Origin of the sequence: Sphingomonas sp. SORGH_AS_0950, assembly GCF_030818415.1 — a bacterium.
Classification (GTDB): domain Bacteria; phylum Pseudomonadota; class Alphaproteobacteria; order Sphingomonadales; family Sphingomonadaceae; genus Sphingomonas.
Map to the genome: position 1 here is coordinate 2,092,714 of NZ_JAUTAE010000001.1, position 26,224 is coordinate 2,118,937.

Here is a 26,224-nt window from a genome sequence, read left to right on the forward strand (position 1 = left end):
GGACATTCAGGATTTTTTGGACGATGACCGATCTGGCCCCTCTCGACGGACATGCATGGCCACCGGCCTCGCCGCCGGGATCGATGTCGCGTGACGCGCATGTGCTGGCCGGGATCAACCGCATCCTCCAGGAAGCGTTGCGCGCCTCGACCGAGGAGGAACTGGGCCGCCTGTGCCTGGAGGTGGCCGAGGACCTGACCGGCGCGGCGTTCAGCTTCTTCGGCGAGCGTCGCACCTCGCACGACCGGCTGGACCATATCGCGATCAGCGAACGCGGCTGGCGCTCCTATACCGGCGACGATCCCGATTTCAGCCAGCGGCAATTGCCTAACGGCATGAAGATCCACGGTATTTTTGGACAGGTCATCCTGCAGGACCGCAGCCTGATCGTGAACGACCCGACCAGCCATCCGTCGCGGGTCGGCCTGCCCGACGGGCATCCGGCGCTCCACAATTTCCTGGGGGTGCCGCTGCGCCGCGACGGCGAGACCTTCGCGATGTTCGCGCTGGGCAACCACCCCACCGGCTTTACCGAGCGCGAGCGCGCCATCGCCGAGGAACTGGCCCCCGCCATCGTCCAGGCGCTGCTGCGCAAGCGCGCCGAGGTCGCCTCGCGCGCCAGCCAGCGGCGGCTGCTGACCCTGATCGGCGGGATTCCGCAACTGGTCTGGACCGCGACGCGCGATGGGCAATGGACCTGGGCCAGCCCGCAATGGGTCGCGATGACCGGCCTGTCGGTCGAGGAGAGCCTGGGCCATGGCTGGCTGGTCGCGGTCCATCCCGACGACCGCGAGGCGGCGCGGCGCTTCTGGGCCGAGGCCAGCGATCGCGGCGACCTGGCGATGGAGGGGCGGCTGCGTCAGGGACAGATCGGGCGCTATCGCTGGTTCAAGACGCGCGCGACCCCGGTCCATGACGATCATGGCGCGATCGTCGAATGGTTCGGCACCTCGACCGATATCGACGACCTGCGCCGCCTGCGCGAACGGCAGGAGACGCTGGTCGCCGAATTGCAGCACCGGGTGCGCAACATCCTGACCATCGTCCGTTCGATCTTCACCCGCACGGTCGAGAGCGGCGGCCCGATCGACGAGATTTCGGACCATTTCCGCGGCCGCCTCGACTCGCTGGCGCGCACCCAGGTGGTGGCGACGCAGACGCGGTCGGGCCGGGTCGACCTGGAAAACCTGATCCGCGACGAGCTGCTGGGCGTCGGCGCGATCGAGGACGAGCGGCTCTCGATCGGGGGGCCGGATGTGGCGCTGGCCGCCGATACCGCCGAGTCGGTCGGGCTCGCGATCCACGAATTGACGACCAACGCGCTCAAATACGGGGCGCTGCGCCATGCGGGCGGGCGGCTGTCGATTACATGGAAAATCGAACCCAAATCAGATTGTAAATGCGAACTGATTGTAAAATGGGATGAAACAGGTGTACCAGCGATGCCGGTCCCGCCTGTACGCCAGGGATTCGGGACCGAGCTGATCCGCGAGGCGCTGCCCTATGGGCTGGGCGCGCGGACCAGTCTGGAATTTCGCGGCGGCGGTGTCCTGTGTGTGATGTCGCTGCCTTTGCCGGGCGACGATGCCGGGCTATCGAACCGGAGCGCCGAGGGATGAGCCATTCGCCACTCGCCGAAAAACGGATCCTCGTGGTCGAGGACGAATATTTCATCGCCCGCGACCTGGAGCGGGCGTTGCGTGCGGCGGATGCGATCGTGATCGGCCCGGTCGCGACCCTCGAACAGGGGCTGGCGCTCGCCGAGAACGAGGCGCTCGACGCCGCCGTGCTCGACGTCAACCTGGCCGGATCGCGCGCCTTCGCCATCGCCGACCGGCTGTCGGCGCGCGACGTGCCCTGGGCCTTTCTCACCGGCTATGACGAATGGGCGCTCCCCGCCCCCTATCGGTCCGCGTCGATCGTCGCCAAGCCGTTCCACGCCGATCGCGTCATCCGCGCGATCGGGGCGCTGATACCCGACAAAGGATGCGCATGACTTCGACCTCCCTTCGCGCCGAAGCGATGATCCCGCCCCCCGAAGACACGCTGTCGACGGCGGCGCTCCGCCGATTGTCGGCGCTCACCCCGCTGGATGAAGCCGATCTGGCCCTGCTCCGCCGCGCCGCCGCCGATCCCACCAGCTATCCGGTCCGCCACACCTTCCTGACGATCGGACGCCCGGTCGCCGAGCCGATGCTGCTGCTCCAGGGCTGGGCGGCGCGGGTTCGCATCCTGCCCGACGGGCGGCGGCAGTTCATGAGCTTCTATCTGCCCGGCGACGTGATCGGGCGCGCGCATCATCCCATGCCCCTCGCCTCGGCCACCGTCGTCGCGATCACCGAATGCGTGGTCTGCCCCGCCCCCGCCGCGCCGCCCGGATCGGGACTGGCCCAGGCCTATGCCATCGGCGAGGCGCTGGAGGAGGCCTATCTGCTCGGCCATGTCGTCCAGCTCGGCCGCCTGAATGCGCAGGAGCGGATCGGCGACTTCCTCCTGGAAATCTACGAGCGGCTGTCGCTGGCGGGGCTGACCGTGGGCGGCAGTTTCGAGATGCCGCTGACCCAGGAGATGCTGGCCGATGCGCTCGGCCTGACCCCGGTCCATGTCAATCGCATGATCCAACAGGCGCGGCGCGACGGCGAGCTGATGTGGAAATCGGGCCGCATCCTGCTGCGCGACCCCGACCGCACCGCGCGCACCATCGGCCGGATCTCCCCCCAGGTCAGCGCCCCCCCCCATTCCGCGCAGAAGCCGACGCCATAGGGCGGATCGCCGCTGCGCCGGACTGCGGCGAAATGACCGGGAAGTGATCGCTTGGTGATCCACTCACCGCGTTTCACCGGAATGTCATCAACCTTTCGTCAAGCTGACATGCACGCCTCCTAACGCCGCCGCCGAACCGGCAGCAAGGCCGATGGGGGAATCATATCATGCTTACGTTGCGCAGCCTGCTGAAGGCTTCGGCCTCGCTCATCCTCGTGACCGGCCCGCTGACCGCCGCCGCACAGGAAACCACCGCGACCACCGCCGCCGCCGCGCCGCAGGCCGCGCAGGACGGCGATGCCGCCGGTCAGAATGACGAGATCGTCGTCAACGGCACCTATGCGCGCAGCCTGGCGGCGGGGATCGAGACCAAGCGCCGCGCCGCCTACGGCGTCGACTCGATCAGCTCGACCGATATCGGCAAGTTCCCGACCCAGAATGTCGCCGAGGCGCTTCAACTGGTCCCCGGCGTCGCCATCACCCGCCCGCGCGGCGAGGGCCTGTATGTCAGCGTCCGCGGCCTGGGGCCGCAGTTCCAGAACACGCTGATGAACGGCCGCACCATCGCGCTCAACGACCTGATCGAGAATGGCGGCGCGGCCGGGCGCCAGTTCCGTTTCGAGATGCTGCCCGCCGAGTTCACCTCCAGCATCGACGTGGTCAAGACCCCGACCGCCGACATGAGCGAGGGCGCGCTGGGCGGCAATATCGACGTCAAGACCTTCCGCCCGCTGGAGGTCGGCAACAAGACGACGATCAACATGCGCGGCACCTATACCAGCCAGACCAAGGAGGTCCGCCCCAACGTCACCGTGCTGACCAGCGCGAAGAACAGCGACGGCACCTTCGGCATCCTGGCGGGCGCGCAATATTGGGCCAAGACGGTCCGCAACGACCGCTTCATGAATTTCGGCTGGCTACTCAACCGCTACACCGATGCGGCGCGCGGCGGCGCTCCGGCGGGCCTCTACTCGCCGACCCGCACCCGCCCCACCGTCGAGACCGAGGATCGCAAGCGTATCTCGGGGCTAGTCTCGGCCCAGTGGCAGCCGACGCCCGAGCTTCAGACGACGCTCGACGTCGTCGCGACGCGGCTCGACGTCGCCTATGACGAGTTCGGCCTCGACATCTATCCCGACGACGCCAACGTCACGATCGGCGGCGTCAGGCAGCCCTCGACCGTGCTCCAGCCCGGCTATACCGTCGTCGGCGACACGATCACCAAGGCGACCATCGCCAATGCCCGCTTCATGGCGTCGCGCGAATACAGCCTGAACCGGCACGACCTGATCACCATCGGGCTGAAGCAGACGTGGAACCCGGATCGCTGGCACGTCACCGCCAACGTCAACTGGTCGGCCGCGCACAGCTATCACCCCGACTACAAGACCGGCACGGTGCGCAGCCGCGCCTATTTCATCGCGCCGCTGAGCTATGACGCCAGCGGCGGCTATCAGAACATGCCGACCTTCACCACGCCGGTCGACGTCACCAACCCCGCCAATTACAAGCTCTACCAGTTCAACATCGCGCCCAAGGACAGCAAGGACTGGGATTTCTACTCGCGCCTGGACATCGGGCATGATTTCGACGGCTTCCTGTCGAAGCTGCAGGCGGGCGGCGAATATCACTGGCGCAAGCGCGACTATTTCCGCCGCGATTACCTGATCGACACCGCGACCAACCAGCCGCTGACCAGCCTGGGCGCGGGCGCCTATCAGCAGGTGCCGTACGGCGATTTCCTGTCGGGCGTGTCGGGCAATGCCTTCCGCAACTGGCTGGTGCCGGTGACCGACGCCTATGTCGGCAATTTCTTCACCCCCGCCATCCAGGGCCAGCCGCTGACCAATGGCGACCTGCGCTCGTCCTTCGTCGTCTCGGAAAAGATCGCCGCCGCCTATGTCCGCGCCGATTACCAGTTCGATGCGGGCGCGGTGCCCGTCACCGGCAATCTGGGCGTCCGCTATGTCCACACCGATCAGGTGGCGAGCGGCACGCTGACCAGCGGCAACACCGCCACGCCGGTCAGCTATCCCAAGACGTTCAACAATGTCCTGCCCAGCTTCAACCTGCGCGCCGACCTGACGCCCAAGCTGGTCGGTCGCCTGGCCGCCAGCCGGGTGCTGACCCGCCCCAACGTCACCGACACCGCGCCGCGCATCACCGTGTCGACCGACGCCGCCACCGCCAGCGGCGGCAACCCGCAGCTGGTGCCCTTCCTCGCGACCCAGTTCGACGGCTCGCTGGAATGGTATTTCGCGCCGTCGGGGATGCTGTCGGGCGCGGTCTTCTACAAGGCGATGGACGATTACATCACCCAGTCGAATACCGAGATCAACATTCCGGGCCGCGGCACCGTCCGCCTGTCCAGCTCGGTCAATGGCGGCAATGCCAAGGTGTACGGCGCGGAAGCCGCCTATAGCCAGGTCTTCACCTTCCTGCCCCAGCCCTTCGACGGCTTCGGCGTGCAGGGCTCCTACACCCATACGGAAGTGAAGGCCGACTACACCGCCGGTTCGCGCACCATCAAGGACCAGCTGATCGGCCTGTCCAAGAACAGCTTCAACCTGGTCGGCTTCTACGACAAGGGGCCGCTGTCGGCGCGTCTCTCCTATGTCTGGCGCGACAAATATCTGTCGAGCACGGGCAGCACGGTGCAGGCGCCGACCTATGTCGCGGCCTTTGGTTCGCTCGACGGCCAGCTGTCGGTGCGCGCCGCCGACAATCTGACGCTCAGCCTGGAGGGCATCAACATCGCGGGCGCGCATCAGGACACCTATAACGACAACAGCCTGCGCTTCGGCGAGATCAACTATTATGGCCGGACGATCCTGTTCGGCATTCGGGCTGAATTCTGATGAAGCACATCCTCACCCTGGCGGCGGTCCTCGCGACCGCCGCCGCCCCGGCGCCGCAGCGGCCGCTCCGGATGAACGACATCCAGGTGGTCGGATCGCACAACAGCTACAAGCAGCGGATCGCGCCCGCCGTTTTCGCCGAACTCGAACGCCGCGACCCCAAGCTCGCCGCCGCGCTCGACTATGACCATCTGACGCTGGCGCAGCAGCTCGACCGCGGCGTGCGCCAGCTGGAGATCGACATCTTCGCCGACCCCGAAGGGGGCCGCTTCGCGCATCCGGCGGGCGAGAAACTGGCGCGTGCGGCGGGCGAGCGGACCGGCTTCGACGAAGCGGCGATGATGAAGCCGGGCTTCAAGGTCTTCCATATTCCGGAAGTCGATTACCGCTCCTGCGGCACGTTCAAGCAGTGCATCGGCCAGATCGACGCCTGGTCGCGCGCGCATCCGCGTCACCTGCCGATCATGGTCACGATCAACGCCGCCGACCGGCCGATCAACAAGCCCGGCGTCACCGATCCCCTCCCGCTGACCGCACCGCTGCTCGATGCGCTGGACGGCGAGATTCGCGACGTGCTGAAGCCGGAGCGGATCATCACGCCGGACGATGTCCGCGGGAATGCGGCCACGCTGCGCGAGGCGGTGACCACCAGGGGCTGGCCGACGCTGGAGCAGGCACGCGGCAAGATCTATTTCGTGCTCGACACCCCCAGCGACGTGTCCGACCGCTATCGCGCCGGGCATCCCTCGCTGAAGGGGCGGGCGATCTTCGGCTGGTACGACACCGACCAGCCCGAGGCTTCGGTCGAGATCGTCGGCGATCCGCGCACCGATAGCGCGAAGATTCGCGAATGGGTGAAGCAGGGCTTCATCGTCCGCACCCGCACCGATGCCGACACGGCCGAGGCGCGGTCGAACGACCATGGTCGCCAGCAGGCCGCGATCGACAGCGGCGCGCAGGCGGTGTCGACCGACTATTATCCCGGCGCACCGCGTCGCCCGTGGAGCCAGGGCTTCACCGTCACCCTGCCCGCCGGGGTGATGGAACGCTGCAACCCGGTGACCCAGCCGGTCGGGTGCACGCTGCCGCAATAACATCTCATTCCTCCCCTTACAGGGGAGGAAAAGTGTCCGGCCGCTGACGCCCTTTTCATCTCGGGGCAAGGCGGGGTTCAGCCATCATCCGCCACTTTACCCTCCGATGAAGCCTGCGCCGCGTCGGCGTGTGGCGGGAACGGAAGAAGCGGTGCATGACGCGAACCGCAAGCCTGTTGATGATAGCCCCGGTCCTGATGACCGCGATCCCGGCCCATGCCGCCGATCCGGCGCGCGATGCCGCCTGGGCCGAGCGGCTCGGCTGGGGTCCGTCGGCCGCGCCCGATACGGGCCCGGCGCCGGGCAGCGACGCGTGGCTGCGGCACCAGCTGGACGACCGGCCCTCCCCCCTCCCCCCGGCGGTGCAGGCGCGGATCGATGCGATGCGCATCTCGAAGGAACCCGTCGCCGCGCTGGTCGTCGAGACCGACGCACTGCAACGCGACGCCAATCTGCTGACCGATCCCGACCGCAAAAAGGCCGCGCGCGAGGTCTATCAAAAGGCGATGAATGCGCTCGCCGACGAGGCGCGGCAGCGTTTCGTGCTGCGCGCCCTCTATGCACCCGACCCGTTGCGCGAGCGGATGACCTGGTTCTGGTTCAACCATTTCAACGTCCAGGCGGGCAAGCGCGACATTCGGGCGATGGTCGGCGATTATGAGGACACGATCCGCACCCATGCGCTGGGCCGGTTCCGCGACCTGCTGGAGGCGACGCTGCGCCATCCGGCGATGCTGCGCTATCTGGACAATGACCAGAATGCGCGTGGCAAGATCAACGAGAATTACGCGCGCGAGATCATGGAACTTCACTCCATGGGCGTCGGGTCGGGCTACAGCCAGCAGGACGTGCAGGAACTGGCGCGCATCCTGACCGGGGTCGGCGTCGACCAGAAACCCGATGCCCCCAGGCTGAAGCCCGAGCTCCAGCCGCTCTATCTCCGGGCCGGGCTGTTCGAGTTCAACCCGGCCCGCCACGATTTCGGGACCAAGCATTTCCTGGGCCATGAGATCAAAGGATCGGGCTTTGCCGAGGTGGAGCAGGCACTCGACCTGATCGCCGACAGCCCGGCGACCGCGCATCACATCGCGCAGAAGATGGCGACCTATTTCACCGGCGACACGCCCCCGCCCGCTTTGGTCGAACGGATGGCGGCGACCTTTCGCCGGACGCATGGCGACATTGCCGCCGTCCTGAAGACGATGATCCGGTCGCGCGAATTCGCGGCATCGGCGGGCCGGGGGTTCAAGGATCCGGTCGACTATACGCTGTCGGCCGTCCGGCTGGCCTATGGCGACCGGGTGATCGCGAATCCCCAGCCGGTCGTCGGCTGGATCCGCCAGATGGGCGAAGGGCTGTACGATCATGAGACCCCCGACGGCTATGACCTGACCAGCGCGGGCTGGTCGGCGCCGGGGCAGATGGCGACGCGGTTCGATATCGCGCGCCAGATCGGCGGCGGCGCGGCGCGGCTGTTCCAGTCCCCCGACGCCGCATCCGGCACTCCGCCGCCACCGGCCCCGCCGCCCGCGTTGAGGGATTCGCCCGTCCTGACCGCGCGGATGGCGACGCTGGGCAAGCCGACCCTGGCCGCGCTGGCGCAGGCGCGCTCGCCCGCCGAATGGAACGCGCTCTATTTCTCCTCGCCCGAATTCATGCATCGATAGGAGGATGGCATGACGATCCCGCCCCTGCATCGCCGCGATCTGTTGAAGGGCACCGCCGCCATGGCGCCGATGGTCGTCGCGGGCCGCGCCTTCGCCGCACCGCAGGCGGGCAGTCGCTTGCTGGTCGTGTTCCTGCGCGGCGCCTATGACGCGGTGAACATCATCAGCCCCAGCGGCAGCGACTTCTATCGCCAGTCGCGCCCGACGATCGCGCTGGCGCGGCCCGATCCGGCCGATCCCCATGCGCCGCTGCCGCTGGACGCCGACTGGGCGCTCCACCCGGCGCTGAAGGACACGATCCTGCCGCTATGGCAGGCGCGGCAGATCGCCTTCGTGCCGTTCGCGGGCACCGACGATATGAGTCGCAGCCATTTCGAGACCCAGGACACGATCGAACTGGGCCAGCCGGTCGGCGGGCATCGCGATTACGGCTCGGGCTTCATGGCGCGGCTGGCGGATATCCTCGGCACGGGCGAGCGGCCGATCGCCTTCACCGACCAGTTGCCGCTCTGCTTTCGCGGCGGCGAGGACCCGATCCCCAATCTTGCGCTCGCCAATGTCGGCAAGCCGATCGACCAGCGCCAGGCCGCGCTGATCCAGAGCATGTATGCCGGTCATCCCGAGCTCGCCCGTTCGGTCAGCGAAGGCTTTGCGGTGCGCGACACCGTCTACCGGACGCTCGACCAGGAGATGAAGGCCGCCAGCCGCGGCGCGGTGTCGCCCAAGGGCTTTGCCCTGTCGGCGCAGCGGATCGGGACGCTGATGCGCGACCGGTTCAACCTGGCCTTTGTCGATGTCGGCGGCTGGGACACGCATGTGAACCAGGGCGGCGCGACCGGCTATCTGGCCGACCGGATCGGCGAACTGGGGCGTGGGCTGGCCGGATTCGTGCAGGCGATCGGGCCCGAGGCATGGCGCACGACGACGGTCGTCGTGGTGTCCGAATTCGGCCGCACCTTCCGCGAGAATGGCGATCGGGGCACCGATCACGGCCATGGCAGCATCTATTGGGTGCTGGGCGGCGACGTGTCCGGCGGCCGGATGGCGGGCGAACAGGTCGCGCTGTCCGCCGCCACGCTCAACCAGAATCGCGACCTGCCGGTGCTGACCGATTACCGGGCGTTGATCGGCGGGCTGGTCGGCCGCCAGTTCGGCCTGTCGGGCGAACGTCTGGCGACCCTGTTCCCCGGCACCCGCGCGAGCGATCTGAAGCTGGTCTAGGGCCGCGTCAGGCCGACAGCCGCAACGGCACCGCCTGATCGCGGGCGCGGATGTCGTCCAGAACATCATCGAGCGTCAGCTCGGCCAACTTGTCCTCCAGCGCCTCGCGCACCGGGGTCAGCATCGATTCCAGGCTGGCGGTGATATGCCGGTCGATCAGCCCGTCGCCCTCGGGCGGCTGGCGGTGAAAGGCGAAGAAGTTTCGATCCTCCACCGCCTGATAGACATCGACCAGCCGAATCTCCGCCGATCGCCGAGCCAGCATCGCGCCGCCGCGATTGCCCAGTTGCGACCGGGTCAGCCCGGCGCTCGCCAGTCGGAGCAGCAGCGCGCGGACCACCGCCGCGTTGGAATTGACGCTGAGCGCGATGTCTTCCGAGCGCAGGGGCGTATCGCCATGGTCGGCCATGAGCGCAAGCATATGCAGCGAAACGACAAAACGCGTGCTGGTCGGCAAGAAACGTTGCTCCTTATTCCTTCGTCCCATGATCCGTCCGCGCGGGCACAGGGCTCACCCTCTTATGGCCGGATCGGGCCGAACACGCAATTCATAACTCATGTTATTTTTGCATATTCCCGCTGCGTAAACGCGCAAGTCCGCATCCGTATCCGGTCCCACCATCGGGAAAATATAATGGGGCCAAGGATATGCCAGGCGCGACCGAACGCCGCCCGCCTCAGCGGGCGGGTGCGGGCGCGGGCAGGCGGATTTCGAACAGCTCGGGCCAGTTCTTGCCGGTGACGAAGATGCGGTGCTTCACCCGGTCGAAGGCGATGCCGTTGGCGACCGAGTCGGGATCGGTCAGCCCGACCCGCGCGATCAGGTCGCCCAGATCGATCACCCCGACCACCTGCCCCGAGGCGGGATCGATCCGCACGATATAGCGGGTCATCCAGACATTGGCCCAGATCTGCCCGTCGATATATTCCAGCTCGTTCAGGTTCTTGAGGGGCCGTCCGTTCACCGTCACGTCCAGCGTGCGCGCGACCTTCATCGTCGCGGGGTCGAGGAAGCGCAGGCGCGGCGTGCCGTCCGACAGGATGATCCGATGCCCGTCATCGGTCATCGCCCAGCCCTCGCCCTCATAGCGCCATTCGCCGACCCGCTTGAGCGCCGGACGGCTCCAGCGGAAACCCCGCCCGCCATGCCAGGTGACGCTGCGCAGTTCCTGGCCCCAGGCGACGATGCCCTCGCCGAACAGGCCGTCGGGAACGGTCGCCTGGCGCTGGGTCTTGCCGGTGGCCAGGTCGACCTGGCGGATCACGCTCTGCCCCTCGCGCCCCGTGCTTTCGTACATCGTGCCGTCGGCGATCAGCAGCCCTTCGGTGAAGGCGGTCGTGTCGTGCGGATAGGCGCGGACCAGCTCGGGCTTCTCCACCACCGGCGGGGCCGGTGCAGCGGGAGCCGTCTGCTGCGCCGCCGCCGGAATCGCCAGGGCGAGCGCCAGGATCAGGGCGAGCCGGATCACAGCGTGCGCACCAGCCGCGCCACCCGCGCGATCCAGGCGGGGGCCGCCACCGTCACGCCGGCGGCACCGGGTTCGAGCGGCAGCAGGCGGAGCGTGTCGTCTCCCACCGCCGCCAGCCGGGCAAAGACATAGCCGCCGACGGCGCGCGGCACGAGGATATCGCGATTCATGGCATCGGCGAACCTATCGGGCGCCAGCGGTTCGCACCAGAGCTCATCGCCCGCCCGGTAATCGCCGACCGCGCCGGTGACGGTGACGGCGATCATCCCCGGCGTCGCACAGGGCGGCGAGACGGCGCGTGCGCTGCGCGGTGCCACCGCCCCGCGCGGCCCCAGCAGCGCCGCGACCGGCAGCGTCTCGCGCACCGGCAGCGTGACCAGATCGGCGGTGGTGCAGCCCAGCGCGGCGGCGATGCGGTTGAGCCAGGGCAGCGACACAGTGCGCGTCCCCATCTCCAGCCGCCCGATCGTCTGCGGCGTGGTCGGCGGGCAACAGGCGCGCGCGACATCGTCCAGCGTCATGCCCTTGGCCCGCCGCACTTCCCGGATCGCGGTGATCATGTCCCTGTGCCCCTCCAATCCCTGCCGGCGGTCAGTCGGTCCGGCGCCCGCGCTGCTGGCGAAGCCCGTCCGGCTGGGCTAAGCGCCGAGCCATATTCTGTCGGAGTTATCGCCCATGCGGTTCGAGATCGTCAAATGCCATGGTTCGGGCAATGATTTCCCGATGATCGACGCACGCGCCCTGACGCTCGGCGAAGCGGAATGGGCCGCGGTCGCGCGCGCACTGGCGAACCGCGCGGGGCCGGTCGGGGGCGATGGCTTGCTGCTGCTGGTCCCCGGCGACGACCGCGCCGCCTTTGGCATGGTGATGCGCAACAGCGACGGCAGCGAGGCCGAGACCTGCCTGAACGGCGTCCGCTGCGTTGCGCGCGCCGGGTTCGAGGCGCTGGGGATCGAGGCCGCGACGGTCCGGCTCAAGACCTCGCACGCCGATGCGGTCCATGACGCCGATCTGGCGCCGGGCGTCTATACGGTGCGCGAGACCGCCGGGCCCGCCGGGCTGTCGACCGCCGCCTGGCCGATCCATGGCGCGCCCGACCGGCTGGTCGAGGCGGTGCTGCCCATGCTCGATGCCGGGCGGCGCTTCACCGCGGTCACCATGCCCAATCCGCATCTCGTCCATTTCGTCGACACGGTGGACGAGGCCGAGCTGGTCCGTCTGGGCGGCATTTGCGAGGCCGCACCCGACTGGCTGCCCAACCGCGCCAATGTCTCGTTCGTGGAGGTACGCGGCGACGCGCTGTTCGTCCGGACCTTCGAGCGCGGGGTGGGCCTGACCGACAGTTGCGGCAGCGCGATGGCGGCATCCACCTATGCCGCCTGCCTGACCGGGCGGATCGGCTGGGACGTGCCGACCGTGGTGTTCAACCGGGGCGGGCTGGTCCGCGCCTTCGCGCAGGCGGACGGCATGGTCACGCTGTCGGGCAATGCGACCTATGAATGGGCAGGCTCGGTCACGGTCGACCTGGCGAGCGAAACCGCCAGCGACCTGGTGGTGGAGCGGCATTTCCCCGACGAGCGCGCGGCGTGGGAGGCGGCCCGGCGGGGGTGAGGGGCGTGCGTGTCGGGCGTGGCCTTCGACTTCGCTCAGGCTGAACGGAGTTTGGGGTAAGGGACGCACGGGCAAATCGTGCGGGGAGCATGGACGGGCCAACATCTCGCCAGGGACAAATCCCCCGCTCCGTTCGGCCTGAGCGAAGTCGAAGGCCAAGGGAAAGCGCGCGCGGCAAGCATCGACCGTCCCGATGGCCCCTCGCTCGCACGCAACGCAACGCAACGTCCCGCCGACGCGTTATCCCGCCATGCTCCCCGTCCGCCGCCAGATTGCCGACCAGATCCGCGACGTCGTCGGCAGTCGCGAACTCGACCTGACCCGGCCGCCGGGCGATGACGGGCTGTTCGGCCCCGGTTCGGCGACCTGGGCGGTGCATGGCGATTTCACCGCGATGATGGCGGGCGGCATCGCCTCGCTGCTGATTCAGATGCTGCATCCCGCCGCGCTGGCCGGGGTATGGGACCATAGCGATTTCCGCCGCGACATGGCCGGGCGGCTGCGGCGGACCGCCGGGTTCATCTCGGTCACCACTTACGGCGCGACCGAGGCGGCCGAGCAGATGATCGCGCGGGTGCGCCACGTCCATGACCGAGTGAAGGGCACGCTCCCCGACGGCACCCCCTATGCCGCCAACGATCCGCACCTGCTGACCTTCGTGCATGCCGCCGAGGTCGACAGCTTCCTGCGCGCGCATCGCACCTATCGCGACCCCGATTTCTCCGATGAACAGGCCGACCGCTATCTGGCCGAGATGGCGCAGATCGCGCACCGGCTGGGGGCCGTGGACGTGCCCGAGGATCGGCACCAGCTTGCCCGGTTCCTCGACTCGGTGCGCGGCGAGTTGCGGGTCGATGCACGGACCCGCAGCGTCGCCCGCGTGCTGCTCAACCAGCCCGCCCCCAGCCCCGCGCTCGCGCCGGTCAGCAACTGGCTGACCCAGGCGGGGATCGCGCTGCTGCCCGACTGGGCGGCGCGGCTGCATGGCCTGGACGGCGCGGTCGCGATGCGTCCCGCCATCCGGGCGGGCACGCGGCGGCTGGGCGGCGCGATCCGCTGGGCACTGGCGGGCTAGGCTCAGCCCAGCCGCCGCAGCGCCGCCAGATAGGCGCGCATCCCCTCCAGCGCGCGGTCGGTCAGCATCATGAAGGCGCGGCGGCGATCGGCGGGATCGGGCTGGCGCGCGAACAGCCCCGCCTCGGTCATCTTGCCGATCCAGCGCAATGCGGTGGTCGGCGCAACGGCCGCGGCGATGCACAGGCTGGACACCGATACGCGGTGCCCCTCCAGATGCGCGGCATAGAGATCGAGCAGCATGTCCCAGGCGGGTTCCTCGAACAGTCCCTCCCCGAACAGCCCGTCGCGCAGCCGCCGCGCGCGGATCATCCGGCGGACGATCTCGGCATCGCCCGGCTGGGCGCGCGCGGTGGCGGCGTGGAAACTCTGATGCCGGTCGCCGACCCCGCCGCGCCCCTCCTCCTCGCCCTGCACCGACAGCCGCGCCAGCACCTCGGCGATCCGGGCGACCTCGGCGTTGAGCTGGCGCAGCCGTTCGGATTCGCCCTCATGGACATGGCCGTGCAGCATCGACGCGCCGCCATTGGTCGCCCCCGCCACCGCCAGCGCGGCGACCAGCTCCAGCTCGCTCGCGTCGCACAGCATCACGACGCGCGGGCCGAGCAGCATGGCGGCCACCAGATCGATATCGGCGGTCGGCAGGCTGACCAGCACCGGCAGGTCGAGCGCGGTCGCCACCGCGTCGATCCGCGCCAGCGCCACCTCCATCGCCAGCGCCTCCGCGCCGTGCGTGTCGATCATCAGCAGCGGCCGCCCCGCCTGCCGCCCGATCTCCTCGGCGACCGCGGGCCAGTCGATCGCGCGCATCACCCGCCCGCCGGCCTGCCGCACCGCCTGCCCCGCCGCACCGCTCAGCGCGGGCGCGCTGATGACGACGACCGGAAATCCGTCCCCATAAGGGTCTAGCTGTTCCACACCTGCTCCCCGCCGCCCGCCATGGCGGGCTTTCGATCACGGTCGCAACATGACCGGCCCGGCGGAGCCGCCGCCCCGCCGTCGCCATCGTCGCTGCGACCGGGATGACGTCCGGGAGTCGACGTCAGTCCGAATCGGACGCTCAGCCGAGCGCCTTGACGATCTCTTCGACCATCTTCTTCGCGTCCGCCAGCAGCATCATGGTGTTGTCGCGATAAAATAGCTCGTTATCGACACCCGCATAGCCGACGCCGCCCATCGACCGCTTGATGAACAGCACCGTCTTGGCCTTTTCCACGTCGAGCACCGGCATGCCGTAAATGGGCGAGGACTTGTCGGTCTTGGCCGCCGGGTTGGTCACGTCATTGGCGCCGATGACGAAGGCCACGTCGGTCTGCGCGAATTCGGCGTTGATGTCCTCCAACTCGAACACCTCGTCATAGGGCACGTTCGCCTCGGCCAGCAGCACGTTCATATGGCCGGGCATCCGCCCCGCGACCGGGTGGATGGCATATTTGACGCGCACGCCCTCCTTCTTGAGCAGGTCGCCCATCTCGCGCAGGACATGCTGCGCCTGCGCCACCGCCATGCCGTAACCGGGGACGATGACGACCTGTTCGGCCTGGCTCATCAGGAAAGCCGCGTCCTCCGCGCTGCCGCGCTTCCACGGCCGGTCGGTCGCCGCCGTAGCCCCGCTCCCTGCATCGCTCGCGCCGAAGCCGCCCGCGATCACGCTGACGAAGCTGCGGTTCATCGCCCGGCACATGATATAGGACAGGATCGCGCCCGAACTGCCGACCAGCGCGCCGGTCACGATCATCGCCGTATTGTGCAGGGTGAAGCCCATCGCGGCGGCGGCCCAGCCCGAATAGCTGTTCAGCATCGACACCACGACCGGCATGTCCGCGCCGCCGATCGGCACGATCAGCAGGAAGCCGATGACGAAGGACAGGAGCGTGATCGTCCAGAAGATCCACGGCGCCTGATCGCGCGTGAACATCGCCACCAGGATGACGATCACCCCCAGCAGCCCCGCGTTCAGCGCATGGCGGCCGGGCAGCAGGATCGGCTTTCCCCCCATATTGCCGTTGAGCTTGAGGAAGGCGATGACCGAGCCGGAAAAGGTGATCGCGCCGATCGCCACGCCCAGCGCCATCTCGACCCGGCTGACGACATGGATGCTGGCAAAGGGCTGTCCGATCATCGGGACGACCATATCGGCGATGTCGAAGGCGACCGGGTTCAGGAACGCGGCGCAGGCGACCGCGACGGCGGCGAGGCCGACGAGCGAGTGGAAGGCGGCGACCAGCTGCGGCATCGCGGTCATCGCGATGCGCCGCGCGTTGGTGATGCCGATCGCCGCACCCAGGCCGATGGCAGCAAGGATTTCGAGAACGGCAACCCAATCAATCTGAGAACCAAAGGGGCAAATTGCCTCTCCGATTTCACATGCCGTCGTCCAACCGGAGCCGATCGATGGCACATGCGTCACCAGCGTCGTGACGACGGCAATCGCCATGCCGATCATGCCGAAGCGATTGCCCCGCTGGCTGGTCGTCGGGCTCGACAGCCCGCGCAGCGCCAGGATGAAGCACACCCCCGCCACCAGATAGGCGAGCGAAACCCAGGGGTTCGCGGCAACGGCCTCGACCGCAGGGGCGAGCGGCGCGGGCGGCACGGGGGCGATCACGAGCGCTTCTCCTTCTTGCGATACATGGCGAGCATCCGCTGCGTCACCGCAAAGCCGCCGAAGATGTTGATGCTGGCCAATACGACCGCCCCCAGCCCCAGCCACTTGGCCACGCCCGAACCCGTCGCCCCAGAGGATGCGGCGGACGCGATCAGCGCCCCGACGATGATGACCGAGGAAATGGCGTTGGTCACCGCCATCAACGGCGTGTGCAGCGCGGGCGTCACCGACCAGACGACATAATAGCCGACGAAACACGCCAGCACGAAGATCGACAGGATCGATACGAAGTCCATCTTATTCCTCCCCGAGGTGGCGGTTGGCGGCGGTGGCGAGGATATGGCCGGTCACGCCCTCGATGTTTTTCAGGATATCGATCGCTGCGATACGAAGGGTAATCAGGCCGCGATGTGCGAACCAGCGATCCCTGGCCTCGTCGCGTGCCGGTCGATCGCCACGACCATGCGCTTCGCCATCCACCTCAACAACCAGTCTTGCCTCGTGACAGTAGAAATCGGCGATATAGGGACCTGACGGATGCTGACGCCGGAATTTGAAGCCACCGGGACGTCGGCGGAGCACCTGCCACAACGTGATTTCGGGTGCCGACATCGCCCGCCGCAAACCCCGCGCCCGACCGTCGATCCCTTCGTCGCCCTGTAACACCCTAATTCCTCCCCTTTAAGGGGAGGTGGCGCGCGCAGCGCGTCGGAGGGGTGTCCCCCTCTCGATAACGCGACACCCCTCCGTCAGGGCTTCGCCCTGCCACCTCCCCTTGCAGGGGAGGAATGAAGCTCACGACTGCAACCTCGGATTCACCACCTGTCCCCCTCGGGTCAGCCGGATCGCGTCGCCGATCTCCGCGTCGAGTACCGGACGCCCGGCGTCCTTGTCCCAGAAGGCGGCCAGGAAATTGTGCAGGTTGCGCGCGAACAGCGCCGAGGCGTCGGCGGCCAGGCGGCCGGGCATGTTGCGGTGGCCGATGATCGTGACGCCGTGGCGCGTCACCACCTCGCCCGCCACCGCGCCCTCGACATTGCCGCCCGCCTCGACTGCCAGGTCGACGATGACGCTGCCCGGCCGCATCGTCGCGACCTGCGCATCCGTCAGCAGGCGCGGCGCGGGGCGGCCGGGGATCAGCGCGGTGGTGATGACGATGTCCTGCCTGGCGATATGCCCGGCGACCAGTTGCCCTTGCGCCGCGCGATATTCCTCGCTGGTCTCGCCCGCATAGCCGCCGGTGCCTTCGCCCTCGATCCCCGCCACGCCCTCGACGAAGATCGGCTTGGCGCCCAGCGACTGGATCTGCTCCCGGGTGGCCGAACGGACATCGGTGGCCGACACCTGCGCGCCCAGCCGCCGCGCGGTCGCGATCGCCTGGAGCCCCGCAACGCCCACCCCCATCACGAAGACGCGCGCCGCCGGGATCGTCCCCGCCGCCGTCATCATCATCGGCAGGGCGCGGCCATAGGCGTTCGCCGCCTCCAGCACCGCCTTGTACCCGGCCAGATTGGACTGGGACGACAATATGTCCATCGACTGGGCGCGGGTGATGCGCGGCATCAGGTCCATCGCCAGCGCCTCCAGCCCGGCGGCGGCATAGCCCGCGACCGTCTCGTGCCGCCGGAACGGATCGAAGGCCGCGACCACCCAGGCGCCCTCGCCCACACCGCGCAGCCCCTCGACCTCGGGCGCCTGGACCGCCAGGACGATCCCCGCCCCCGCCAGCACCACGCCGCGTTCGGCGACGGTCGCGCCCGCCTGTTCGTAATCGCCATCGGCGATCCCCGCCGCCTGTCCCGCGCCGCGTTCGACCGCCAGCGTCGCGCCCAGCGCGGTCAGCTTGCGCACCGTCTCCGGCGTGGCGGCGACGCGGCTTTCGTCCCCGGCCGTCTCCCGCAGCACCGCGATATGCACGCCCATCACATCACGCGATCAGCCAGAGGACGATCGCCACCAGAATGGCGACGCCGATCGATCCCCATTTCAGCATTCCGATCATCCGATCATAGGTCGCGACATGCGCCTTCATGTCGCCGGTGCCGGTCTCGTTGGCCGCCATGATCCTCACCCTTGCTGTCGGCATGCGAAAGTGGGTCCTTCCGCATTCACCGGATCAGGAGCTTATTCACCGGCACAGGCGGATCAACCCCGAAATGGCCCACGGGTCGTAACGGCGCAAAATCGAACGCTTGGGTCGCAATATAAGACGTGCCTTTGCGTCGTGTTTCGGACATTGTCCCGAATTAACGCAGATTTTAACAAAGTTGCGCCATCCAGGGGGCAACGGGGACTACGGGACGGTTTATGACGCGCAACGGCCAACGTTTGCTGCTGCTGATCGACGACGAACCTGCGCAACGGCGGCTGATTGCCGCTTTGGCGCAGCGTGGCGGCTGGCGCACGCTGTTCGCGACCGATGCCGATATGGCGGCCTCCGTCCTGGGTTCGGTGCAGGGGCGCGAGCTGGACGCCGTACTGATCGACCATTGGGCACCCGGCGCGGACGCGACCGCCCTGATCGCCGACTGCCATGCGCTTCGCCCCGAACTGCCCATCCTGATGCTGACCGCCAATGACTCGGTGGCACAGGCGGTGGCGGCGATGCGCGCGGGTGCGACCGACTTCCTGGTCAAGCCGCTGGCCCCCGAACGCCTGCTCGGCGCGCTGGAGGCGGCGGTCGCCGCGCAGACCAGCGGCGAGCTTCGCCCGCTGACCGAGAAGATCCCCGCACTGCTCGCCTTTGACGATATCATCGGCGACGCCCCCGAATTCCGCGCCGCGCTCGCCGTCGCCGCGAAGGCCGCGCGCGCCCGCGTGTCGGTGCTGCTGGAGGGCGAAGGCGGCGTCGGCAAGGAGTCGCTGGCCGAGGCGATCCATGCCGCCTCCCCCCGCGCCGAGCGGCCGATGCTGCGCGTCAACTGCGCCGCCACCCCCGCCAACCAGCTCGACAGCATCATCTTCGGCCATGAGGAAGGCGCCTTTGCCGGCGCGTTCGAGCGGCGGATCGGCAAGATGGTCGAGGCGGACGGATCGACCCTGTTCCTCGACGAGATTTCGGGCATGCCGCTCGACACGCAGGCGCGGCTGCTCGACATGCTCCACACCGGGGCGATCGTGCCGTTGGGCGCCCGCCACGCGCGCGAGGTCGATGTCCGCGTCATCGCCGCCTCCGACGGACGCCTGCTGGAAGCGGTCGAGGCGGGGCGGTTCCGCGAGGACCTTTATTACAAGCTCAACACCGTCCATGTCGCGATCCCGCCGCTGCGCGACCGCGCGGACGACGTGCCCGCGCTGGCAAGGCACCTGCTCGACCGGATCGCGCAACAACCGGGGCTGCGCTGGCTGGGCATCACCGAGGACGCGCTCGACCTGCTGCGCCGCTATGACTGGCCGGGCAATGTCCGCCAGTTGCAGAACGCGCTCTTCCGCGCCGCCGTGCTGTGCGAGGGCGATGTGCTCAACGCCTCGGATTTCCCGCAGATCGCCTCGCTGGGCGACCGGCCCTCGGCGACGACCGGCGCGGCGAACGGGATGCACAATGGCGGGATCAACCTGTTCCGCCCCGACGGCAATCTGCGCCCGCTGGAGGATATCGAGGCCGATGTCATCCGCCTGGCGATCGGCCATTATCGCGGCCGCATGACCGAGGTCGCGCGGCGGCTGGGGATCGGGCGCTCGACGCTCTATCGCAAGCTGGGCGAGTTGGGCATCGACAACGCCGCCTGACTCCTCCCCCGGCGCGGCCGGAGGAGGACGGCAGGAATCTTACCAGAGCACGCCGTCGACCGGCTTCATCGGTTCGGGAGCGGGGTCGCCGATCGCCTGGAGCAGGTCGATCTCGATCGTCCGGCACATCGCGCTCAGCGGCAGGTCGTGGACCGTGTCGGAAAAGGGATCGACCAGATCGTCGCCGATCTGCAACGCGGCCAGGAACATCAGCCCCGCGATCGACGAGCCGACCGGCGTGGCGAAGCCCAGCGTCTCGACCAGCCCGATCGGCAGCAGCACGCAGAACAGCCGGGTGAAGAAGGCCGGGATGAAGCGATACTGGTTGGGCAGCGGGGTGTTCTTCAGCCGCTCCATGCCGCCCTGCGAATTGGCGATGTCGACCAGCACCGATTCCATCTGGGTCTGCTGGATGGTGTCGATCCAGCCCTTGCGGCGGGCATCGTCGATCCGGCGGCCGGTGCCGTCGAGCAGCCCGTTGGCGGTGTTGGTCCGCGCCAGTGCGGGCTCCGCCTCGCCGCGCGACAGGAAGCGCAGCACCTCGGTATCGACCGGCTGCTTGCGCAACTGGCAGCGCAGGGCGTTCACATAGGCGATCTGGCGGAGCACGATCGACCGCTTCATGTCGTGCGCCTCGGGATCGGGCAGGAAGTTGCGCGCGCTGCGTGCGATGTTGCGCGAGGCGTTGATCATCAGGCCCCAGAGCTGCCGCCCCTCCCACCAGCGCTGATAGGCCGAGTTGGTGCGAAACCCCAGGAACAGCGCGAGCGCGGTGCCGAACAGGGTCAGCGGCAGCGACGGCGCCTTGAACGGCAGGACATAATAGGCGACCGTGACGATCACGTCCCAGATGAACAGCGCCAGCAGGGGACGCCATACCTCGGAAATGATGATGCGGGTGCGTGGTACGGCATCAACGATCAAATCAGGTCTCCCTTGTCATCCACGATGCGCTGCAACGCGATAATGTGCCGAATGGATGCGCGTCCGAAATAAGCGAGCGCCGCCGCGGGGAAAGGGGCGCGGCCCACCGGAAACCAAACGTCACGAACCGGCCACAGAGTCGCCGCCGTTCGGAAGGCCGTCGAGACGACGCCAAGCCGTTCTTCCGCCTTCATTTATCCCCCGGCGCCGAGCGCGGTGGGGCGGCGTGCGGCGCACCGACGCTTGCCCGTCGCACGCCCGGCGGGCATGACGAAAAAATATGAGCGTCACGCCCCCGCCCCGCATCCTGATCGTCGCCGGTTCCGATTCAGGCGGGGGCGCCGGGATACAGGCGGACATCAAGACGGTGGCGATGCTGGGCGGCCATCCGATGACCGCGATCACCGCCATCACCGCGCAGAATACGCTGGGCGTGCAGGCGGTCCACCCGGTGCCGACCGCGATGGTGATGGCGCAGATCGACAGCGTGCTGGCCGATATCGGCGCGGACGCGGTCAAGATTGGGATGATCGGATCGGCCGAAACCGCGCATGCGCTGGCCGACCGGCTGGAGACGCTGGACCTTCCGGTCGTGTTCGATCCCGTGATGATCGCGACCAGCGGGTCGGTGCTGGCCGATGCCGATGTCATCGCCGCCTTTCGCCGGTTCCTGGGGCTGGCCGCGCTGACCACCCCCAACCTGCCCGAACTCGCCGCGCTGGGGGGCGAGGCGATGGTCCGGCACCAGACGCGCGCGCTGCTGGTCAAGGGCGGCCATGGCGAGGGCCCGGTGATCGAGGACCGGCTGGTCGCGCCCGGCGGCGAGCAACGCTGGCAGCATCCCCGGCTCGACACGCGCTCGACCCATGGCACCGGCTGTACCCTGGCCAGCGCGATCGCGACCGGGCTGGGCCAGGGCATGACGCTGGCGGATTCGGTCGACCGCGCCATCGCCTTCGTCCAGGCCGCGCTCGCCGCCGCACCGGGACTGGGCCAGGGGCATGGCCCGATGGGGCATGGGCTGGGCATGGTCCCCTTCTATCACCTGCTCGCCGCGATCAGCCGCGAAGGCTGGGACGCCGCCGCCTTTGCGGCGCGCTGGGGGTAGACCCATTCCTCCCCTGCAAGGGGAGGAATGGGCATCTTCCTATCCCGCTCGCACCACGATAAAGCCCCCGCCATGGTCGATCACAGCTTTCCCATGCCCCTGTGCGGCGTGGACGAGGCGGGGCGCGGGCCGCTGGCGGGGCCGGTGGTCGCGGCCGCCGTCATCCTTCCCGAGCGCGACTGTCCCGGCGGCATCAACGATTCCAAGAAGCTGACCGAGAAGACCCGCGCGCGACTCTGTGCCGAGATCCGCGCCTGCGCGGTGGTCGGCGTGGGGATCGTCCATCCCGAGGAGATCGACCGGCTCAACATCTATTGGGCGACGATGAAGGCGATGACGCTGGCGGTCGACGCGGTGGTCGAGACGCTGGGATGCCACCCCGCGCATGTGCTGGTCGACGGCAACCGCCTGCCGAAATGGGGCTATGCCGCCACCGCGATCGTCGGAGGCGATGCCAAGTCGCTGGCGATCGGCGCGGCCTCGATCGTGGCCAAGCATGTCCGCGACGAGATGATGATCGCGGCGGCCGAGCAATGGCCCGCTTATGGCTGGCACAGCAACAAGGGGTATGGATCGGCGACGCATCTGGCGGCGCTGCGCGAACATGGCCCCTCGCCGCTCCACCGCCGCAGCTTCGCGCCCGTGGCGCAATGTTATCTGGACCTTTGATCCCGCGATCGGACAGGGCGAGGATTTTACGGGCGACCCGAGTCGCAATCGCCACACCCCGTCCCTTGGGGGCGAAGTTATCCACACCCCCAATATCTGCCACGAAATCGCAACACGTCGCCGAATCTGGCGGAATCACGCGAGTCGCGCCTGCGAATCGCCTCTTGACGTGTGACTCATTCCGGGTGGATGCGAGGGTTCGAGGGTAGAAGGAACGTAGCATGGGGGTGATCCAGACGGTGGCAAAGCCGATCGGGACGCGGCCGGTATCGGCGCACCGCGAAAGCGACCTGCCGCTCGACCAGATCCTGATGGGCGACTGTATCGCGGCACTCCGCTCACTGCCCGACAAGTCGGTCGACATGGTGTTCGCCGACCCCCCCTATAACCTCCAGCTCGGCGGCGAGCTGTTCCGCCCCGATGGCAGCCATGTCGACGCCGTCACCGACGCCTGGGACAAGTTCGACACCTTCGCCGCCTATGACGCCTTCACCCGCGCCTGGCTGGCGGAATGCTACCGCGTCCTCAAGGACAATGGCTCGCTCTGGGTCATCGGCAGCTATCACAACATCTTCCGCGTCGGGACCGCGGTGCAGGATCTGGGCTTCTGGATCCTCAACGACATCATCTGGCGCAAGTCCAACCCCATGCCCAACTTCAAGGGCACCCGCTTCACCAACGCGCACGAAACGCTGATCTGGGCGTCGAAGGGCGAGAAGGCCAAATACACCTTCAACTATCGCTCGATGAAGACGCTGAACGACGAGATCCAGATGCGGTCGGACTGGGAATTCCCGATCTGCGGCGGTCAGGAGCGGTTGAAGAAGGACGGGCACAAGGTCCACCCGACCCAGAAGCCCGAGGCTTTGCTCTATCGCATCCTGCTGGCCTGCACCCGGCCCGGCGACGTGATCGCGGACCCCTTTTTCGGCACCGGCACGACCGGCGCGGTGGCCAAGCGGCTGGGCCGCCGCTGGATCGGGATCGAGCGCGAGCCGACCTATTGCGCCGCCGCGATCGAGCGGATCGAGGCCGCGCTGCCGCTCGACGAAAGCGCATTGGCGACGATGCAGAGCCCCAAGGCCCAGCCCAAGGTGGCGTTCGGCACGCTGGTCGAAAATGGCTATCTGATGCCCGGCATGCCGCTGATGGATGCCAAGCGCAAATGGCGCGCGACGGTCCGCGCGGACGGCTCGCTGCTGTCCGATTGCGGGCAGGCGGGGTCGATCCACCGGCTGGGCTCGCTGCTTCAGAACCGGCCGACCTGCAATGGCTGGACCTTCTGGCATTACGAACTGGAAGGCGCGCTGAAGCCGATCGACGCGATGCGCCAGACCTGGCTGCTGGCGACGCAGCCGTAAAACGATCCTCCCCGGCACGGGGAGGGGGACCACCGCAAAGCGGTGGTGGAGGGGGATCGCCGCACGGGACGACCTATGTGGCAGCCCCCTCCGTCAGGGCTTCGCCCTGCCACCTCCCCGTGCCGGGGAGGATTTTAGGACAAGATCATGCACCTGCGCCCCATCCAGTTCGTCGATACCCCTGTGGGCCTGGAAGACGGCAGCGCCCTGCGTCTGGCGGGCGGGATGCAGTGGTTCTCGGCCTATGAGGTCCGCGAAGGAACCAGCCGTCGCATCGTCCCCGTTGCGCGCTTCGCAGCGGAACTGGGCGGCTCGCCGCGTGCCGAGGCGCAGCACGCCGCCTTCACCGCTCCCCGTGCGCCCTGGGTGATGGGGCCGCGCACGCTGCGTTTCGACCAGCCTCAGGTCGCCGCCATCCTGAACGTCACCCCCGACAGCTTCTCCGACGGCGGCAAGCATGTCGGCGACCCCGCCGCGGCGGCGGACAGCGGCATGGCGATGGCGGCGATGGGCGCGAGCGTGATCGATCTGGGCGGCGAGTCCACTCGCCCCGGCGCGGCTACCGTGTGGGAAGGCGACGAGATCGCCCGCACCGCCCCCGTCATCGAACGGCTGGCGCGCGGCGGCGCATTGGTGTCGATCGACACGCGCAAGGCCGCCGTCATGGAGGCGGCGCTCGCGGCGGGTGCGGGCATCGTCAACGATGTCGCCGCGCTCCTGTGGGACGACCGCGCGCTGGAGGTGGTGGCCAAGGCGGGCTGCCCCGTGATCCTGATGCACTCCCCCGACCCCGACAAGGGCGGGCATGGCCGGGTCGGTTACGGCGATGTGCTGACGGACGTGTTCGACTGGCTGGAGGCGCGGGTCGCGGCGGTGGTGGCCGCCGGGGTCGATCGGTCGCGGATCATGGTCGATCCGGGCATCGGCTTCGGCAAGTCGCTGGCCGACAATCTCGCGCTGATCAACGGGCTGGCCCTTTTCCACGGCCTGGGCTGTCCGATCATGCTGGGGGCCAGCCGCAAGCGGATGATCGGTGCGCTGTCGAACGAAGCCCCGGTCGATGCCCGGCTCGGCGGCTCGCTGGCGCTGGCGCTGAAGGGGGCGGAGGCGGGGGTGCAGCTGATCCGCGTGCACGACGTGGCCGAGACGGTGCAGGCGCTGCATGTCTGGCGCGGCCTGCGCGACCGCGCCCTGATGGGATAGCACGGGGGACAAGCCCCTCGCTTTTCGCGCCCCGAACGCCCACATAGGGGCCATGCAGCGTCCCCAGCCCCAGATTATCCGTGTCATCGACCTGGAGACGACCGGACAGGCCCCGCCCACCCACGGCGTGTGCGAGATCGGGTGGCAGGACGTGGCGCTGGGCAAGGACGGCCGTTGGGAGCTGGAGGGCGAAGGCGGCAATATCCTGGTCAATCCCGGCCGTCCGATTCCGCCGATCACCCAGGCGATCCACCATATCCTGGACGAGCAGGTCGCCGACGCCCCCTGGTGGCACGATGTCGCGCGGCGCGTGCTCGACCCCTGGCCGCGTCGCCTGGCGCTGGCGGCGCACCGCGCCGATTTCGAGCAGCAATATTGCACCCCCGCCATGACCCAGTCCGCCGACTGGATCTGCACCTGGAAATGCGCGCTGCGCCTGTGGCCCGACAGCCCCAGCTTCTCCAACCAGGTCCTGCGCTACTGGCGCAAGCCCGCCGGGCTGGTGCATGAGCGCGGCCTGCCCATCCACCGCGCCTTTCCCGACGCCTATGTCACCGCGCACCATCTGCGCGACCAGCTGAACGAGGCGGGCCTGGCGCAGCTGCTGGAATGGTCGCGCAGCCCCGGCCTGTTGCCGCGCGTCCGCTATGGCCCCGATCGCGGCAAGGACTGGCGCGAGATCGACGAGGACTCGCTGATCGGGTTCCTGACCGACCGCGACCCCGATGTCCGCTTCACCGCCGAAACCGAGATGGCGCGGCGGCAGGGCGGCGGTCATGTCGGCCGCCCCAGCCCGCAGCAAATGCTGCTGTAACGGCGGCGCAACTTCTCTGGTATCCACGACATTCCTCCGATAAGGCGTCGC

26 protein-coding genes are annotated in these 26,224 nt (G+C 68.4%); 15 read left to right on the forward strand and 11 right to left on the reverse strand.

Annotated features, from left to right (window positions below):
- Positions 1–23 precede the first annotated feature (23 nt).
- The 7 genes from QE385_RS09080 to QE385_RS09110 all read left to right on the forward strand — a co-directional run bounded on the left by QE385_RS09080 (position 24) and on the right by QE385_RS09110 (position 9,603).
- Positions 24–1,619, forward strand: coding sequence for a sensor histidine kinase (locus tag QE385_RS09080; protein ID WP_307101078.1), 1,596 nt, complete (start codon positions 24–26; stop codon positions 1,617–1,619).
- A complete protein-coding gene (locus QE385_RS09085) occupies positions 1,616–1,996 on the forward strand; it encodes a response regulator (RefSeq protein ID WP_307101080.1) in 381 nt (126 codons plus the stop codon). The genes QE385_RS09080 and QE385_RS09085 overlap by 4 nt, the downstream gene beginning before the upstream one ends.
- Positions 1,993–2,763: a Crp/Fnr family transcriptional regulator gene (locus QE385_RS09090; protein ID WP_307101082.1), complete on the forward strand. Its 771-nt coding sequence runs from the start codon at positions 1,993–1,995 to the stop codon at positions 2,761–2,763. The genes QE385_RS09085 and QE385_RS09090 overlap by 4 nt, the downstream gene beginning before the upstream one ends.
- 167 nt (positions 2,764–2,930) lie before the next feature.
- Positions 2,931–5,621: a TonB-dependent receptor gene (locus tag QE385_RS09095; RefSeq protein ID WP_307101084.1), complete on the forward strand. Its 2,691-nt coding sequence runs from the start codon at positions 2,931–2,933 to the stop codon at positions 5,619–5,621.
- Positions 5,621–6,715: a phosphatidylinositol-specific phospholipase C1-like protein gene (locus QE385_RS09100; protein WP_307101086.1), complete on the forward strand. Its 1,095-nt coding sequence runs from the start codon at positions 5,621–5,623 to the stop codon at positions 6,713–6,715. Before QE385_RS09095 ends, QE385_RS09100 begins: the two co-directional genes overlap by 1 nt.
- A 155-nt stretch (positions 6,716–6,870) precedes the next feature.
- Complete coding sequence (locus QE385_RS09105; RefSeq protein ID WP_307101088.1) at positions 6,871–8,382, forward strand: DUF1800 domain-containing protein; 1,512 nt, start codon at positions 6,871–6,873, stop codon at positions 8,380–8,382.
- Positions 8,383–8,391: 9 nt separating this feature from the next.
- Positions 8,392–9,603: a DUF1501 domain-containing protein gene (locus tag QE385_RS09110; RefSeq protein ID WP_307101090.1), complete on the forward strand. Its 1,212-nt coding sequence runs from the start codon at positions 8,392–8,394 to the stop codon at positions 9,601–9,603.
- 7 nt (positions 9,604–9,610) lie between these two features.
- On the opposite strand, the gene QE385_RS09115 is transcribed toward QE385_RS09110, so the two are convergent.
- The 3 genes from QE385_RS09115 to QE385_RS09125 form a co-directional block, all read right to left on the reverse strand.
- On the reverse strand, positions 9,611–10,060 hold the full coding sequence (locus QE385_RS09115; protein WP_307101092.1) for an Rrf2 family transcriptional regulator: 450 nt from the start codon (positions 10,058–10,060) through the stop codon (positions 9,611–9,613).
- Between the two features lie 220 nt (positions 10,061–10,280).
- Positions 10,281–11,057, reverse strand: coding sequence for a glutaminyl-peptide cyclotransferase (locus tag QE385_RS09120; RefSeq protein ID WP_373424712.1), 777 nt, complete (start codon positions 11,055–11,057; stop codon positions 10,281–10,283).
- Positions 11,058–11,068: 11 nt separating this feature from the next.
- Positions 11,069–11,632: a helix-turn-helix domain-containing protein gene (locus tag QE385_RS09125; RefSeq protein WP_307101097.1), complete on the reverse strand. Its 564-nt coding sequence runs from the start codon at positions 11,630–11,632 to the stop codon at positions 11,069–11,071.
- A gap of 115 nt (positions 11,633–11,747) precedes the next feature.
- On the opposite strand from QE385_RS09125, the gene dapF reads away from it, so the two are divergent.
- Together dapF and QE385_RS09135 are read left to right on the forward strand one after the other, a co-directional pair.
- A complete protein-coding gene (gene dapF, locus QE385_RS09130; RefSeq protein WP_307101099.1) occupies positions 11,748–12,683 on the forward strand; it encodes a diaminopimelate epimerase in 936 nt (311 codons plus the stop codon).
- Between the two features lie 250 nt (positions 12,684–12,933).
- Complete coding sequence (locus QE385_RS09135; RefSeq protein WP_373424713.1) at positions 12,934–13,758, forward strand: oxygenase MpaB family protein; 825 nt, start codon at positions 12,934–12,936, stop codon at positions 13,756–13,758.
- Between the two features lie 2 nt (positions 13,759–13,760).
- Here the strand turns inward: QE385_RS09135 and QE385_RS09140 are convergent, their stop codons facing one another.
- The 6 genes from QE385_RS09140 to QE385_RS09165 all read right to left on the reverse strand — a co-directional run bounded on the left by QE385_RS09140 (position 13,761) and on the right by QE385_RS09165 (position 18,427).
- A complete protein-coding gene (locus tag QE385_RS09140) occupies positions 13,761–14,675 on the reverse strand; it encodes a MarR family winged helix-turn-helix transcriptional regulator (protein WP_307101102.1) in 915 nt (304 codons plus the stop codon).
- A gap of 142 nt (positions 14,676–14,817) precedes the next feature.
- Positions 14,818–16,353: an NAD(P)(+) transhydrogenase (Re/Si-specific) subunit beta gene (locus QE385_RS09145; RefSeq protein ID WP_307104652.1), complete on the reverse strand. Its 1,536-nt coding sequence runs from the start codon at positions 16,351–16,353 to the stop codon at positions 14,818–14,820.
- Positions 16,354–16,361: 8 nt separating this feature from the next.
- Entirely contained in the window at positions 16,362–16,661 is a 300-nt protein-coding gene (locus QE385_RS09150) for a proton-translocating transhydrogenase family protein (RefSeq protein WP_307101104.1), read from the reverse strand.
- Between the two features lies 1 nt (position 16,662).
- Complete coding sequence (locus QE385_RS09155; protein ID WP_307101106.1) at positions 16,663–17,031, reverse strand: endonuclease domain-containing protein; 369 nt, start codon at positions 17,029–17,031, stop codon at positions 16,663–16,665.
- Between the two features lie 129 nt (positions 17,032–17,160).
- The gene (locus QE385_RS09160; protein ID WP_307104654.1) at positions 17,161–18,282 is read right to left on the reverse strand and encodes an NAD(P) transhydrogenase subunit alpha; all 1,122 of its coding nucleotides are present in this window, start codon (positions 18,280–18,282) and stop codon (positions 17,161–17,163) included.
- 10 nt (positions 18,283–18,292) lie between these two features.
- Positions 18,293–18,427 (reverse strand): aa3-type cytochrome c oxidase subunit IV, encoded by a 135-nt coding sequence (locus QE385_RS09165; protein ID WP_307101107.1) that lies wholly within the window; start codon positions 18,425–18,427, stop codon positions 18,293–18,295.
- A gap of 245 nt (positions 18,428–18,672) precedes the next feature.
- Here QE385_RS09165 and QE385_RS09170 point away from each other — a divergent pair, with 245 nt between their 5' ends.
- Positions 18,673–20,094 carry a sigma-54 dependent transcriptional regulator gene (locus tag QE385_RS09170; RefSeq protein WP_307101108.1) on the forward strand — a complete coding sequence of 474 codons (1,422 nt, stop codon included), beginning with the start codon at positions 18,673–18,675 and terminating at the stop codon, positions 20,092–20,094.
- A 39-nt stretch (positions 20,095–20,133) separates the two neighbouring features.
- Here the strand turns inward: QE385_RS09170 and QE385_RS09175 are convergent, their stop codons facing one another.
- Both QE385_RS09175 and QE385_RS09180 read right to left on the reverse strand, forming a co-directional pair.
- Positions 20,134–21,018, reverse strand: coding sequence for a bestrophin family protein (locus QE385_RS09175; protein ID WP_307101110.1), 885 nt, complete (start codon positions 21,016–21,018; stop codon positions 20,134–20,136).
- On the reverse strand, positions 21,015–21,212 hold the full coding sequence (locus QE385_RS09180) for a hypothetical protein (RefSeq protein WP_307101112.1): 198 nt from the start codon (positions 21,210–21,212) through the stop codon (positions 21,015–21,017). Before QE385_RS09180 ends, QE385_RS09175 begins: the two co-directional genes overlap by 4 nt.
- A gap of 86 nt (positions 21,213–21,298) precedes the next feature.
- Here QE385_RS09180 and thiD point away from each other — a divergent pair, with 86 nt between their 5' ends.
- From thiD to QE385_RS09205, 5 genes are all read left to right on the forward strand, one after another.
- A complete protein-coding gene (gene thiD, locus QE385_RS09185) occupies positions 21,299–22,126 on the forward strand; it encodes a bifunctional hydroxymethylpyrimidine kinase/phosphomethylpyrimidine kinase (protein WP_307101114.1) in 828 nt (275 codons plus the stop codon).
- A gap of 72 nt (positions 22,127–22,198) precedes the next feature.
- Complete coding sequence (locus QE385_RS09190; protein WP_307101117.1) at positions 22,199–22,795, forward strand: ribonuclease HII; 597 nt, start codon at positions 22,199–22,201, stop codon at positions 22,793–22,795.
- Between the two features lie 221 nt (positions 22,796–23,016).
- Positions 23,017–24,156 (forward strand): site-specific DNA-methyltransferase, encoded by a 1,140-nt coding sequence (locus tag QE385_RS09195; RefSeq protein WP_307101120.1) that lies wholly within the window; start codon positions 23,017–23,019, stop codon positions 24,154–24,156.
- Positions 24,157–24,303: 147 nt separating this feature from the next.
- The gene (gene folP / locus QE385_RS09200) at positions 24,304–25,359 is read left to right on the forward strand and encodes a dihydropteroate synthase (RefSeq protein ID WP_307101122.1); all 1,056 of its coding nucleotides are present in this window, start codon (positions 24,304–24,306) and stop codon (positions 25,357–25,359) included.
- Positions 25,360–25,411: 52 nt separating this feature from the next.
- On the forward strand, positions 25,412–26,173 hold the full coding sequence (locus QE385_RS09205) for an exonuclease domain-containing protein (RefSeq protein WP_307101124.1): 762 nt from the start codon (positions 25,412–25,414) through the stop codon (positions 26,171–26,173).
- The last annotated feature ends 51 nt before the right edge of the window (positions 26,174–26,224 follow it).